Source organism: Pedobacter sp. Leaf250, assembly GCF_920984735.1.
Lineage (GTDB): Bacteria > Bacteroidota > Bacteroidia > Sphingobacteriales > Sphingobacteriaceae > Pedobacter.
In genome coordinates this window covers 153,220-166,213 of record NZ_CAKLBU010000001.1, presented here as the reverse complement: position 1 = coordinate 166,213, position 12,994 = coordinate 153,220, and the positions used below count along the sequence as shown (strand labels likewise).

Sequence of the window (12,994 nt, the reverse complement as noted above, 5' to 3'; positions counted from 1 at the left end):
GATTATTCTGTTTTCAATCTCAATTGTTTCATCACTTCTTGCGGCTGCTGAAATTTGAAAGCAATTTTATCATCGTCTTTCACTTTCTGTACCCCTTCGAGTAATATTTTATCACCTGTGCTGATGCCATCGCCAACGATATACAAATCTGGCAAGTCGCCAACAATAGTAATGGCTCTTGAGTGCACTTTATTGTTTTTATCGATTACGAAAACATAGGTTTTATCCTGTATATCGTAAGTGGCTTTCTGTGGAATAACCAAAGCATTTTTTAATGGCATTACCATTTGGATTTTTCCGGTTTCGCCGTTGCGAAGTAAATTATCAGTATTATTAAACCTAGCCCTAAAAGCGATATTGCCGGTTTCATTATTAAATTCACTTTCAATAACTTCTACTTTTCCCTTGGTTTTTAACATCTCATTATTGGCCAAAAGTAAACTCACTTCCTGTTGCCCTTTTGCCTTGGCGGCACTTTGGTAATTTAAATATTCGGGTTCGGAAACATTGAAATAGGCAAAAACCTGACTGTTATCAGATAGACTGGTTAACAATGCACCATCATCAACTAAACTTCCTAATTTTAAAGGGATGCGATCGATGGTGCCATCAAATGGTGCCCTAATTTCAGTATTGGATAAATGAAATTTGGCAAGTGAGGTTTCTGCATTGGATGATTGCAATTTTGCCTTAGCCAATGCCAGTTCATTTTTTGAAACAATATTTTTATCAGATAATAATTTAGTGTTCTCTAATTCTATTTCTGCTGATTTTTTTTCTGCTTGCGCTTTCAATAACTCTGATTGAGCAGCTTTAGGCATAATTTTGAATAATAGCTGCCCTGCTTTCACATGCTGACCTTCATCAACATAAATATTTTGCAGATAACCTTTCTCTTGTGCCCTTACCTCGATATTTCGCACCGACTTAATTTGCGAAACATATTCTTTGGTAAAGGATGTGTCCATTCTTAATGGCGATGTTGCGGCATAGGTAGCCACTTCTTCTTTTTCTTCTTTTTCCTGGTTACACCCGCTTGCTAAGAGCAACGCAAACAGGCCGAAATACACGATAGTTGTTTTCATCGTTTTACTTGATTTTTTATCTGATTGATTTTTTTTGGAAATGAAGAGGTAAATCCTGAACTAATATTTGTTCCTCTTAAATTCTAATGCGAAATAACTGCAGAATTATGAAGTTATAATGAAGTTGGATTTTAGCATGGGTTTTCCTTCTATCTTGACTTCCCCAATTAATCATTTAAGTGCTTCGGCGAATGAAGAAAATAGCCAATACAGAAATATTCAAGATATAAGTGGAAAATATTTATTTACTGGGATAGAAATAATGGATTATTAATTGATTTTAAACACATTACAACATTGACCGATTAAGAAAATAAAGATGCTTTAAATGAAAAACAAAGTAGATTTAGAACGATCCAATTTATTTAAAAACATTTTTACTACCATAGTGTTTAATTCTCAAATCTGAATAACCATTTATGATGAATAATATACCACTAACTGTTAAGCGATCGATAGAATTACTGGGCTTAATGGCACTTGTTGCTGTTTTGGTAATTGGTCGCGACATCATTATGCCAATATTAATGGCATTTTTCATCAGCATTATGCTGCTGCCTATCTATCGCTTTCTCAAAAGAAAAAAGGTTCCGGAAACCTTTGCGATTATTTTACCTATCTTATTAGTTGCTATTTTTGTAGCGTTGATTGTATGGTTTTTCTCCAATCAAATTGGGATACTGGTAAACGACTTCCCCCAGATTAAGGCCAACGTAACTCAACACATCAACTCTTTAAGTGATTGGATCAGCAGAATTTCACAATACGATTCTAAAGAGCAAAAAGCATTTATTCAGGATAAAAGTGAAGACATGATGAACATGGGCACATCATTAGCAGGTGGCGCCGCAGTAACTTTAAGTGGAATTTTTGTTTTTATTGGTTTATTACCAATCTACATTTATTTGATGCTTTTTTATAAAGACATCCTATTGCGTTTTATATTTATGTGGTTCAAACCCGATCATCATCCAAAGGTGAAAGAAGCCATTTATGAAACTGAATCCATCATCAAAAGTTACCTGGTTGGCTTGTTAATTCAAGTTACTTACATGACGGTTCTATTGGGCGGTATTTTGATGTTAATTGGTATCGAACATGCTTTACTGATTGGTGTAGTATTCGCCATCTTAAATCTAATCCCCTACGTTGGTGCACTAATCGGAAACGTAATAGGCGTATTGTTAACACTTGCATCATCACAAGAAATTTGGCCTGTGATTACTGTATTGGGTGTAATAGCCGGCGTACAGTTTTTAGATAATAACATTTTAATGCCTCGAATTGTAGGATCAAAAGTTAAAATCAATGCGTTGTTCTCTATTTTAGGTGTATTTATTGGAGGTAGCATTGCCGGGATATCGGGTATGTTTTTAGCATTACCGATAGTAGCAGTATTGAAAATTATTTTCGATCGTACAGATATATTCAAACAATGGGGTGTTTTATTAGGAGATGAACGTCCGGCCAAAAGCCCGATGACCTTTCCATCGTTCAGAAAAAAGAAACCAGTTCCTGTAAAAAGCGGTACAGCAAAAGATTAATAGAAAATTAGAGATGAAAAAATTAAGCACATTCCTTTTCGTTGCCACGATCTTTTTAGCAGCATGTGGGACTTCAAATCAAAAATCGGCAAATGATAAAACTGATTCTGTAACGGTTAATGAAACAAAAGTTGATCCTGCGGATGTTATTACGGGAAAATTGATTTTGATTTCTACAGCAAAACTTGGTCAACCGATTAATATAAAGTTTACAGTATATAACCATGCAGATACTGCTGCGAAATTTTGCAAATGGCATACTCCGTTTGAAAAGTTAATGAGTAAATACGTAGATGTAACAATGGAGGATGGTTCGGAGCCAAATTACCAAGGTGCAATGGCTAAAAGAATGATGCCGCCTCCTGCAGATAGTTACATCGCCTTGAAACCGGGTGATAGTACAAGCGTAGATTTTAATTTAGCAGATGCATTTTTACTTGATAAACCAGGCCGATATACCATCAAATACAATGCGACCAATATTAGCGGAATTGTGGTAAAGAATAGCTTGGAAGTTAATCTTATAAAATAATTTTAATTCTTTGTAATTAAAACCTTTCCCAAGCGTCTGATGTTATATTATTAAATTAAATTGATAAGAAAATGGGACTATTAAAAACAGCAATATTAGGCGCAGCAGTTTACGCTGGCTTCAAATACGTAACTAAAAAAGATCCAATTACTGGAAAATCTATTATTGATGATCTAAAAGATCAAGCACCGGAATGGGTTGATAAGGCAAAAAGCTATAAGAATGAATTTTCTCAAAGAGCTGAATATGCTAAAGAAGATTTAGGTATTTAGTTCATTAGTCATTAGTCATTAGTCATTAGTCATTAGGGCGGAATGCAAGATGCATCGTTGGTTTAACCAGCGATGCATTTTTTTTTATATTAATGTTCTCCTATTAACAGGTTTTCTCTCTTCCAGATAATAATGCCAGAGCATCATAAGTCCAATTGTTCTATATGGCTTCCAATGCGATACCACATCCAGTAATACCTCTTTAGTTGTTCCCTTTGGAAGTTTCTTCAAATTTTTTAAAGCATTTACTGCCGCCAAATCACCCGTTGGAAAAATATCAGTATGGTGCAAAATAAAGATAAGGTAGATGTCTACCGTCCAATCTCCAATACCTTTAACTTGCTTCAGCTGAGCCCGTATTTCATTATCAGGAAGTATTTCCAGTTGATATAAATCTATATCACCGTTCTGCAGTTTCTCGGCAAGATCCCTAACATAAACCGTTTTCTGCCTGCTGAAATAGCATGCCCTTAATGCTTCTGAACTTAATTCCAGAAATCTTGCTGGCGTAATTTCACCTATTTCTGCTTTAAGTTTATTGAGCGCTGCCAATGCTGATGCTAAGGAAACTTGTTGCTCCAGAATGATGTGAACTAAAGATTCAAAAGTATTGGGCCTGCTCCATAATGGAGGGTACCCATATCGCTCAAGAATGAGTCTTAAATCATCATCCTTTTCTGCTAAAAGATTGCAGAGTTGGTGAAAATCATTAGGGCCAAATGTTTGAAACATGTTTATTTGATGATGATATCATATGCGAATCTCAATATCGTTCCGAAAACAACGATTAAGAAAAAAACTCTTACAAACTTATTGCCTTTTAATAAAGCCAGCCTTGTTCCAAAATAAGCACCGCCCAAGTTAAAAACCGCCATTGGTATCGCATATTGAAAAAGTATATGACCGGTAGAACTAAAATAGATGATTGCCGCTAAATTGGTAGCCATATTTACAATTTTGGCGTGAGCACTGGCGCCTATAAAATCAAAACCAAGCACGGCGATAAAAACCAATATTAAAAAAGATCCCGTTCCAGGACCGATTAATCCATCGTAAAAACCAATAAGCAAACCAAAAACCGCAGCCATTAAAACCTGCTTTTTAACAGAATGATTTTTCTCTTGATGAATACCGAATTGTTTATTAAAATAAGTATAAAGCGCTACCAAAACCAAAACCACCAAAATAACAGGCTTGATTACTGAATTATCAATCCGGCTTACCAGAAACGCACCAAAAAGTGCTGAAGCGAAAGCAGTACTGGCGCAAGCTGCCAAAACCTTCAGGTTAAATTTTACTTGTTTGGAATATTTGAAAGCCGCTAATGTTGTTCCGGCGATTGATGGAATTTTAGTGGAACCAAGTAATGTTGCAACCGGGTAATGAGGTAGAATGAGTAAGGTGGCAGGAGTTTGTAGTAAACCACCGCCACCAACAATAGCATCTATAAAACCTGCTGCGAAAGCCACCAGGCAAAGTAAAATCAATTCATTGAACAAGATTGTCAGGATTAAAGGATTTTAAGATCATTTCTCTTATTCAGTTTTCCATTCCCTCTCATCCCTTTCCTATTTTCCATTACCCCTCATCCATTTTACATTCTCTCCGGAGAAGTGATCCCCAAAATCAGCATTCCTTTTTGGATAATATCGGCAGTTTTCTTGCACAGGTTTAAACGGAATTGTTTGGTCTCCCCTGCTTCGGTTTTAACAATAGGTGGCACTTCGTGGTAAAACTTATTGAATAATTTCGCCAGCTCATATAAGTAATTGGCCAAACTCGCCGGACTGTATGCTTTTGCAGCAATGGCAATTTCCGTTGGATATTTAGCCAATTGTAAAATCATTTCTAATTCTACTGGCAACATTTCTCCTGTTTGCACGCGTCCAACTTCCAATTGATATTCAGCTTTGCTTAACAAAGATTTTATCCTTGCATGTGTATATTGAATAAATGGCCCTGTATTTCCCTGGAAATCTATACTTTCTGCAGGATTAAAAAGCAAACGTTTTTTCGGTTCTACCTTTAAAAGAAAATATTTCAAGGCGCCCAAACCAATATTTTTGTACAAAGCTTCTTTATCTTCTTCGCTAAAATCGTTGGTTTTACCCAATTCTTCAGTTTTCTCACGAGCAGTTGTTACCATGCTTTCGATTAATTCATCAGCATCTACAACCGTTCCCTCACGGCTTTTCATTTTACCGTTTGGCAAATCAACCATGCCATAAGATAGATGATACAGCCCTTTTGCCCAGCTTTTACCCAGTTTCTCCAGGATTAAAAACAGCACCTTGAAGTGATAATCCTGCTCGTTCCCCACCACATAAATCGACTCATCCATCTTGAAATCATCGTATTTCATTTCAGCGGTTCCTAAATCCTGCGTAATGTAAACTGAAGTACCATCAGCACGTAAAACCAGCTTCTGGTCCAAGCCATCAGCAGTCAGGTCAATCCAAACAGATCCATCTTCTTTTTTGAAGAAAACGCCCTTTTCCAAGCCTTCCTCAACCGTATCTTTTCCTAATAAATAAGTATTGCTTTCGTAATAAAACTTATCAAAGTCTACGCCGAGGTTTTTGTACGTTACGTTGAAACCTGCATAAACCCATTCGTTCATGGTTTTCCAAAGTGAAACCACTTCCTCATTACCTTGCTCCCATTTCAAAAGCATTTGTTGAGCCTCTTTAATTAATGGAGCGTTTTTCTTGGCTTCTTCCTCGGTTTGTCCTTCAGCTTTTAAAACATCTATTTCTTTTTTGTATTCCTTATCAAAAATTACATAATATTTTCCAACAAGGTGATCACCCTTTAAATTAGAACTTTGTGGCGTTTCACCATTGCCCCATTTTTGCCAGGCCAACATCGATTTACAGATGTGAATTCCACGATCGTTAACCAAATTCACTTTAATAACATCGTAACCATAGGCTTTAAGCAACTCTGAAACCGAATAACCCAATAAATTATTACGTACATGCCCTAAATGAAGTGGCTTATTGGTATTTGGCGATGAGTATTCTACCATAACCTTTTTACCGTTCGATGGATAAATACCGAAATCAGCAGCTAAAATTTCTTCATTAAATTGATTTAAGAAATAACTTTCAGCAATGCTTAAATTCAAAAAGCCTTTAACTACATTGAATTTAGTTACATTTTCTACATTCGCAACCAAATATTCTCCAATTTCATTTGCAGTTTGCTCTGGCGACTTTTTAGATATTTTGGTAATTGGGAAGACAACGATCGTAGCCTGACCCTCAAATTCTTTACGGGTTTCTTGTAGATTGATTACACTTTCAGCAACTTCTTCCTTATAAAGTTCCAGGATGGCTTTCTGTGTTTCGGAAATAATAAAATTCATGGGGCAAAAATAGGTATTAAAGCGGAAAGCTGAAAGACCAAAGCTCAAAGCAAGTTAAAAAGGATTTGGAAAGGTGCTGTAGTGCTTATCGGTTAAAACAGTCCTCCTTTTCGCTGTAGTCCCGATTGATTTTCGATGAAAAATCGAAAATCGGGAGCTGCCGCTTCAATGAGGTTTAAGCCCTTAAGCTGTTGCAAAGAAACCACCTTCAGGATGCAGGCCTTGCCCAAAACTATTATCTCGATTCACATATCTAAATTTTTCTGATAGATTTGCAATAACTAACTTATTTTATGAGCGAGCAAAATCCAAATTTTAAAGTGAGCGTAAACACCGAAATCGGAACATTGCGTAAATTATTAATTCATAGTCCTGATAGTGGTTTGGGCAAAGTAGTGCCATCGAAGGCGCAAGACTGGCTTTTTGAAGATATTGTACACTTGGATACTATCCGCAAAGGCGAATACGATTACTATATTAAACTGTTGATGTATTTCCTTGATCCTGAAAAAATTAAAGGAAAGCTTGCTCAAATAGATTCGGAAGAGGGAAACAGAAATTTTTACAAACCCAATCACCCTGATTTCCATAATTCAACATCGGTAATAGAAATCCAGAATTTATTAAGCGAGATGTTGCAAAACGAATCCATCCGTAAAAAATTAGTGGCTGCAGTTTGTGCCATTGAGGGTTGTACCTATAAAGTGCAAATGGAATTGACTAATACTGATCCAAAAGAACTGGCAGAAATTTTCATATCCGGAACCTTGGCAAATGACACGATGATTTTTGCGCCCATCCCGAATTTGATTTTCACACGTGATGTGGGTACCACCATCAATAATCACATTTTATTAAACAAACCAGCAAAAAAAGCCCGCGTTCGCGAAACGCTTTTAATGCGCTACATATTTTTCAATCATCCAGTGTTTGCTGATTACCAGAATAATGTACTCGAAATTCCAGATGTAACCATGCACTTTTTGCGTCCAGGTGATGAACCTGCATTTAGCACTACATTAGAAGGTGGCGATGTAATGATGGTTAGCCCAAATCACGTATTAATTGGCTGCAGCGAAAGAACATCCGAACACGGAGCAAATGAAGCAATAAAACTGTTATTTGACAACGATGTAGTGGAGAAAGTAACAGTGGTAAAAATCCCAAGTAAACGTGATTATATGCATTTGGACACGGTTTTCACGCAAGTTAAACGCAATACTTGGGTGATTTTAAACTCGATTGCGCAATCGCCAAAATACAATCTATACGAACCGATTAACTTTTTAAAAGAACCAGAAAAACTAGAGGCAACCACTGCCATTCAGTTTACAAAAGCTAATCCACAGGAACCTAAACATTTCGAACATGTAGAGGCTTTGTTGAATGATATCAGTCAGAATGATTTAAAAAGCAGCGAGCCAACCAAAATTATCTACAGCGGAAATAATCAGTTTCCTTACGATTCGAGGGAACAGTGGACGGACTCATGTAACCTGCTAGCCATAAAAGAAGGTGTTGTTTTGGGCTACGATAGAAATGATAAAACCGTTGAAGCTTTTAAAGCTGCTGGTTTTAATGTGGTCGACGTGAAAGACTTAATCCAGGATTTGGAAAGCGGAAACGCAGATGCAGAAACCATCACCGACACCTTAATTCTAATGCCATCAGCAGAACTTTCTCGTGCCCGGGGAGGTTTTCACTGTATGAGTTTACCGATTTTGAGAGACAATTTATAGTTCATTAGTCATTGGCATATTAGTTCATTAGTTATGGCGGTTAAATCCGTGGGCGCAATGAGTTAGTAGGCTATTGAAAATAATGAACAAATGACCAATGAACTATTGAACCAAAGCATGCAAACTACCCACCACCTCCTTATGATTCGCCCGGTTGATTTTAAATTCAACGAGCAAACCGCCGGTAACAATAAATTTCAAGTAGCTTCTGAAGAAAGCGATGTACAGAGCCAGGCTTTGAAAGAGTTTGATGGTTTTGTTGATCTTTTGCGGAAAAACGGTGTAGATGTTAAAGTTGTAGATGATACTTTACAGCCCGAAACACCTGATTCTATATTCCCAAATAACTGGATTTCCTTTCATGAAGATGGTTCTGTTTTTCTATATCCAATGTTTTCCGAAAACCGCAGATTAGAGCGTAGAAGAGAAATTTTAGATGAACTTGCAGAAAAATTTGAGCTAAATTATATCAGCGATTTAAGCTTTTACGAAACTGCTGATATTTTTCTTGAAGGCACAGGAAGCATGGTTCTGGATCGTGTAAATAAAATTGCTTACGCTTGCTTAAGCATCCGTACCGAGGTGGAGGCATTTAATAATTTTTGTCAGTTAGCTGGATATAAATCAGTTATATTTAATTCGGTTGATTCTAGTGGTTTCCCAATCTATCATACCAATGTTATGATGTGTATCGGAGATCATTTTGCTGTCATTTGTCTTGATTCTATTCCAAATTTGCACGAACGCGATTTTGTAAGAAAAGTACTCTTATCAACTGGTAAGGAAATCATCACCATAAGCTTTGAGCAGATGAACCACTTTGCTGGCAATATGCTGCAGGTTGCTAATCAAGGTGGAGAAAGTTTATTGGTGATGTCGGAGCAAGCTTTTCTATCATTAACACAAAATCAAATTAGTTTGCTAGAAAAATATGCAAGGATTATTTATGCGCCAATTTACACCATTGAAAAAAATGGCGGTGGCAGTGCAAGATGCATGTTGGCGGAGATCCATTTGCCTGTGAAGTAATTAAGACGTTATTTTGCTCCCGCTGATTTAGCAGATTGCGCAGAGAACCTAATTATCTGCGTAGATCATTTTAATCTGCGGAAAATTATACTTTCCAAACCGAACAATCCATTCTGAATAGTTTTATTACATTCGCCAAAAATCAAGCAATCAATATGTCTTTAGCACAACAATTACAAACAAGATCAGGCAACAAATGCGAATTATGCAATTCAGAAAACCATTTAAGCATTTATGAAGTTCCGCCAACCAGCAATGCCAATAGCGATAATAGCATCTTAATTTGTAAAACTTGCTTAGATCAAATTGAAAAAACAGAGCAACTTGATACCAGCCATTGGAAAATTTTAAATGAAACGATGTGGTCGGAATTTGCACCTGTGCAAGTGGTGGCCTGGCGAATGCTAAGCCGGTTAAGAAATGAAGGTTGGGCATCAGATAGTCTGGATATTTTATACCTGGAAGATGAAACTTTGGAGTGGGCAAAAAAAACTGGCGATCATGAATTAGATGGAACGGTAGAATTTCATCAGGATAGCAACGGCACCCGTTTATACGAAGGCGATACTGTAGTTTTAGTTAAAACACTCGATGTTAAAGGCTCAACGCTAAGTGCTAAATTGGGTACAGTGGTTAAAAACATCCGGTTGGTTCATGACAATACCGAACAAATCGAAGGTAAAGTTGAAGGCCAAACCATTGTGATTCTAACCAAATATTTAAGAAAAGGTTAAGACATTAAAATAAATAATGAAGTGCTTTAAGAAGATGTTTTCTTAATAAACGCTACAATATCTTTATACAAATTATTTCCACCAAATATCATCTGACTAATCATTGGCACGTGGCTTTTACCTTTAACTTCCTTTATCTCAACAGGAATATTATTTGCTTTAAGCTTTTCGTACAATCTTGGTGTTTGTATTTTTATGGCATCATAAGTTTTGCTTCCATAAAAAAGCAAATGAGGGTTTTTAATATTGTTTACATAATCCAAAGGTGAGGCTAATTTCCAAACTGCAGGTTTATCAGTAAAAGTTCTTAAAAAATCGTAATAGTAATTATCTTTTTCAGCTTCGGTTAAATATTCATAAATATCTAATCCGAATGGATCATTAAGTATCATTCCCTTAATCGGATTTTTGATTCCTGCATGCTGAAAATATTTTGGATCAGCGTTAATTAATTCAACCAAATGCGCACCAGCCGAGTGACCCATTACAAAGATTTTCTCTTGACTAGCGCTATAATCAGATATGTTTTCCTTTACCCATTTTACTGCCAAAGCACAGTCGTTAGCCATTTTTTGATATTCAGCATTTGGAGCCAAGGGATAATTAATTATTACGGTAACAATGCCTTTCCTGGCGAAATTTCTACCCAACCACCAATAGGTTTCTTTTTTACCGCTACTCCAGGAACCGCCGTGAATGAAAATTAATACTGGTTTATTTTTTATAGAATCGTTTTTATAGTAGATATTCAGTGTATTCTTTTCTTCAGCATTGCCAGCATAATTAATGTTTTTTGCTGTTTTTACTTGTGCAGAAGATAAAATGGTTTGAAACAATAGCATTACTAAAACAAGGTATTTTATCATATTCAAAATGGTTTATCCATTCAATAGTAACAAACGAAATTGTTGTAAGTGTGGATTTTATGGATGGAAGATGTATGATGTAAAATGGAGGATGGCTGAAAATGCTTATTGACTTTCGCTGAAAGTTCATTCCATTATATATCTACATTTTCCATTTTACCTGTTCCATCTTACATTTTACTTTTCTATCAGCGGATTCTTTTCTTTCGCAAACAAATCAAAAACCTTTTTATCTACAAAAGCAGGAAACAATTTATTCATCCAAACGGCTAATTTCCCTTGCCCTGTCATTACTAATGTACGCTTGCGTTTCTCAATGCCATTAGCAATAATACTGGCTACTTCTTCCGATGTCATCATTTTTCCTTCTTCCATACTGGTTTCACCATGAGCCATACCATCTTTAGCCAAAGCCGCAACGCGAATGTTTGAAGTGGTAAATCCCGGACAAGCAACCAAAACATTTACACCGGTTTTTAGCAATTCAGTACGTAAAGATTCCATAAAGCCATTCATCGCAAATTTAGATGCCGAGTAACCTGTTCTTCCGGGCAAACCTCGGTAACCTGCAATGGAAGAAATCCCAACCACTGTTCCTTTAGTTTTTAGAATTTCTGGCAACGCATATTTTGTACAGTAAACTGTTCCCCAGAAGTTAACATCCATCAGGTTTTTTATCACTGATAAATCTAAATCATTAAATAAAGCCCGCATAGATAAACCAGCGTTGTTCACCAGAATATCAATCTTCTGGAAAGAAACCAAGGTTTGTTTAATAATCAGTTCGCAATCTGCTTCTTTGCTCACATCGGCCTGAACAGCAACTGCTCTGATATTATATTTTTTTTCTAAATCTGCCGTGATTTCGCAAAGGGTAACATACTGACGAGCGGCCAAAACCAAGTTTGCACCACGTTTAGCAAACTCTTCAGCACAGGCTTTTCCAATTCCGCTTGATGCGCCGGTAATGATGATTACTTTATCTTTTAAGTTCATTTTATAGTATCAAGTAGCGAGAATCAAGTATTAATACCCATTCTCAAAAACTAATTTAGTGGTTTAAAATAATTTGTTGCCTCCGCAACTTTGTCGGTATTAATGATATCGGCACCTAAATCATGCAATAATTTCCAGCAAGCCTCATTATCTGGAGCACCCCAAAAGCGAAAAGGTCTCCCAATTTCATGAGCCTGATCAATCACCTGCTTTAACTTCAGCTTGTCTGCTTCGGAAATCTCGCCCACACCTTTCCACCTAGAGTATTTTGCAAAATTATCGCTAATCATTGTTACTTTTTTCAAAGCTTTTTCGGAATAATTCACATTTGGCAAGCCATCAAAACTTATGTCTTTATACTTATGAAAGGTGGAATCTGATGGTCGGTTGCCGCTAATGACAACGGTAACTTTTTTATTTCCTTTTAAAAAATATTTCTGATATGGTTTCAAAGATTTTTGTAGAATGGGATAAGTGGATGTCCAGCTATCTTTAAAGTCAATCATCAGCTGAAAGCTGTAAAACTTATTCGTTTTTGATAAAGCCGCAATCGGCTTCAAGTAAAGATTTTCCAAAGTATTGCCTGACTTAATTTCCCTCTTGCTATGCGCAACCATTAACGAATCGCCAACTAAAAAAACATCTGCTTCAATAGAAAAAGTGTTGTTTTCTACTGCTTCGTAAAAAGGATTTTGATGGGTATAATCGTTATGGGAATGGATTTTTACCTGTGCTTTTAACGCAAAACCAAAGATCAAGAATGTGAAGAAAACCGTAAAATGCTTTGTCATTTATTTTGGTTAATTTGTTGTTTGGTTTTTATTAATGAT

Annotated in this window: 13 protein-coding genes; 6 read left to right on the top strand and 7 right to left on the bottom strand. The window is 36.4% G+C overall.

Features of this window, described 5'->3' with window-relative positions:
* Nucleotides 1-2: 2 nt before the first annotated feature.
* A complete protein-coding gene (locus LUA91_RS00860; protein WP_231424061.1) occupies nucleotides 3-1,085 on the bottom strand; it encodes an efflux RND transporter periplasmic adaptor subunit in 1,083 nt (360 codons plus the stop codon).
* Nucleotides 1,086-1,504: 419 nt separating this feature from the next.
* On the opposite strand from LUA91_RS00860, the gene LUA91_RS00855 reads away from it, so the two are divergent.
* The 3 genes from LUA91_RS00855 (at nucleotide 1,505) to LUA91_RS00845 (ending at nucleotide 3,433) form a co-directional block, all read left to right on the top strand.
* The gene (locus LUA91_RS00855; RefSeq protein ID WP_370633578.1) at nucleotides 1,505-2,629 is read left to right on the top strand and encodes an AI-2E family transporter; all 1,125 of its coding nucleotides are present in this window, start codon (nucleotides 1,505-1,507) and stop codon (nucleotides 2,627-2,629) included.
* Nucleotides 2,630-2,642: 13 nt separating this feature from the next.
* Nucleotides 2,643-3,161 (top strand): protease, encoded by a 519-nt coding sequence (locus tag LUA91_RS00850; RefSeq protein ID WP_231424060.1) that lies wholly within the window; start codon nucleotides 2,643-2,645, stop codon nucleotides 3,159-3,161.
* A 71-nt stretch (nucleotides 3,162-3,232) separates the two neighbouring features.
* Nucleotides 3,233-3,433 carry a YtxH domain-containing protein gene (locus LUA91_RS00845; protein WP_231424059.1) on the top strand — a complete coding sequence of 67 codons (201 nt, stop codon included), beginning with the start codon at nucleotides 3,233-3,235 and terminating at the stop codon, nucleotides 3,431-3,433.
* A gap of 84 nt (nucleotides 3,434-3,517) precedes the next feature.
* On the opposite strand, the gene LUA91_RS00840 is transcribed toward LUA91_RS00845, so the two are convergent.
* From LUA91_RS00840 to argS, 3 genes are all read right to left on the bottom strand, one after another.
* On the bottom strand, nucleotides 3,518-4,165 hold the full coding sequence (locus LUA91_RS00840) for a DNA-3-methyladenine glycosylase (protein ID WP_231424058.1): 648 nt from the start codon (nucleotides 4,163-4,165) through the stop codon (nucleotides 3,518-3,520).
* Nucleotides 4,166-4,167: 2 nt separating this feature from the next.
* Complete coding sequence (locus LUA91_RS00835) at nucleotides 4,168-4,932, bottom strand: TSUP family transporter (RefSeq protein WP_231424057.1); 765 nt, start codon at nucleotides 4,930-4,932, stop codon at nucleotides 4,168-4,170.
* A 95-nt stretch (nucleotides 4,933-5,027) separates the two neighbouring features.
* Nucleotides 5,028-6,800, bottom strand: a complete 1,773-nt coding sequence (gene argS / locus LUA91_RS00830) for an arginine--tRNA ligase (protein WP_231424056.1) — start codon at nucleotides 6,798-6,800, stop codon at nucleotides 5,028-5,030.
* Between the two features lie 293 nt (nucleotides 6,801-7,093).
* Here argS and LUA91_RS00825 point away from each other — a divergent pair, with 293 nt between their 5' ends.
* The 3 genes from LUA91_RS00825 to LUA91_RS00815 all read left to right on the top strand — a co-directional run bounded on the left by LUA91_RS00825 (nucleotide 7,094) and on the right by LUA91_RS00815 (nucleotide 10,302).
* A complete protein-coding gene (locus tag LUA91_RS00825; protein ID WP_231424055.1) occupies nucleotides 7,094-8,539 on the top strand; it encodes an arginine deiminase family protein in 1,446 nt (481 codons plus the stop codon).
* 90 nt (nucleotides 8,540-8,629) lie between these two features.
* Nucleotides 8,630-9,568, top strand: a complete 939-nt coding sequence (ctlX, locus tag LUA91_RS00820; protein WP_231424054.1) for a citrulline utilization hydrolase CtlX — start codon at nucleotides 8,630-8,632, stop codon at nucleotides 9,566-9,568.
* 155 nt (nucleotides 9,569-9,723) lie between these two features.
* On the top strand, nucleotides 9,724-10,302 hold the full coding sequence (locus LUA91_RS00815; RefSeq protein WP_231424053.1) for an alkylphosphonate utilization protein: 579 nt from the start codon (nucleotides 9,724-9,726) through the stop codon (nucleotides 10,300-10,302).
* 26 nt (nucleotides 10,303-10,328) lie between these two features.
* Here LUA91_RS00815 and LUA91_RS00810 read toward each other — a convergent pair whose 3' ends face one another.
* The 3 genes from LUA91_RS00810 to LUA91_RS00800 all read right to left on the bottom strand — a co-directional run bounded on the left by LUA91_RS00810 (nucleotide 10,329) and on the right by LUA91_RS00800 (nucleotide 12,955).
* On the bottom strand, nucleotides 10,329-11,168 hold the full coding sequence (locus LUA91_RS00810) for an alpha/beta hydrolase (protein WP_231424052.1): 840 nt from the start codon (nucleotides 11,166-11,168) through the stop codon (nucleotides 10,329-10,331).
* 177 nt (nucleotides 11,169-11,345) lie between these two features.
* Nucleotides 11,346-12,164 carry an SDR family oxidoreductase gene (locus LUA91_RS00805; RefSeq protein WP_231424051.1) on the bottom strand — a complete coding sequence of 273 codons (819 nt, stop codon included), beginning with the start codon at nucleotides 12,162-12,164 and terminating at the stop codon, nucleotides 11,346-11,348.
* Nucleotides 12,165-12,214: 50 nt separating this feature from the next.
* Complete coding sequence (locus tag LUA91_RS00800) at nucleotides 12,215-12,955, bottom strand: phosphatidylinositol-specific phospholipase C/glycerophosphodiester phosphodiesterase family protein (RefSeq protein WP_231424050.1); 741 nt, start codon at nucleotides 12,953-12,955, stop codon at nucleotides 12,215-12,217.
* Nucleotides 12,956-12,994 lie beyond the last annotated feature (39 nt).

Excerpts from the sequence above, each read along its gene's own strand:
- LUA91_RS00825 (WP_231424055.1), top strand. The coding sequence starts at position 7,094 with ATGAGCGAGCAAAATCCAAATTTTAAAGTGAGCGTAAACACCGAAATC.
- LUA91_RS00860 (WP_231424061.1), bottom strand. The coding sequence starts at position 1,085 with ATGAAAACAACTATCGTGTATTTCGGCCTGTTTGCGTTGCTCTTAGCA.
- ctlX (WP_231424054.1), top strand. The coding sequence starts at position 8,630 with ATGACCAATGAACTATTGAACCAAAGCATGCAAACTACCCACCACCTC.
- LUA91_RS00815 (WP_231424053.1), top strand. The coding sequence starts at position 9,724 with ATGTCTTTAGCACAACAATTACAAACAAGATCAGGCAACAAATGCGAA.
- argS (WP_231424056.1), bottom strand. The coding sequence starts at position 6,800 with ATGAATTTTATTATTTCCGAAACACAGAAAGCCATCCTGGAACTTTAT.
- LUA91_RS00855 (WP_370633578.1), top strand. The coding sequence starts at position 1,505 with ATGATGAATAATATACCACTAACTGTTAAGCGATCGATAGAATTACTG.
- LUA91_RS00805 (WP_231424051.1), bottom strand. The coding sequence starts at position 12,164 with ATGAACTTAAAAGATAAAGTAATCATCATTACCGGCGCATCAAGCGGA.
- LUA91_RS00840 (WP_231424058.1), bottom strand. The coding sequence starts at position 4,165 with ATGTTTCAAACATTTGGCCCTAATGATTTTCACCAACTCTGCAATCTT.
- LUA91_RS00850 (WP_231424060.1), top strand. The coding sequence starts at position 2,643 with ATGAAAAAATTAAGCACATTCCTTTTCGTTGCCACGATCTTTTTAGCA.
- LUA91_RS00800 (WP_231424050.1), bottom strand. The coding sequence starts at position 12,955 with ATGACAAAGCATTTTACGGTTTTCTTCACATTCTTGATCTTTGGTTTT.
- LUA91_RS00845 (WP_231424059.1), top strand. The coding sequence starts at position 3,233 with ATGGGACTATTAAAAACAGCAATATTAGGCGCAGCAGTTTACGCTGGC.
- LUA91_RS00810 (WP_231424052.1), bottom strand. The coding sequence starts at position 11,168 with ATGATAAAATACCTTGTTTTAGTAATGCTATTGTTTCAAACCATTTTA.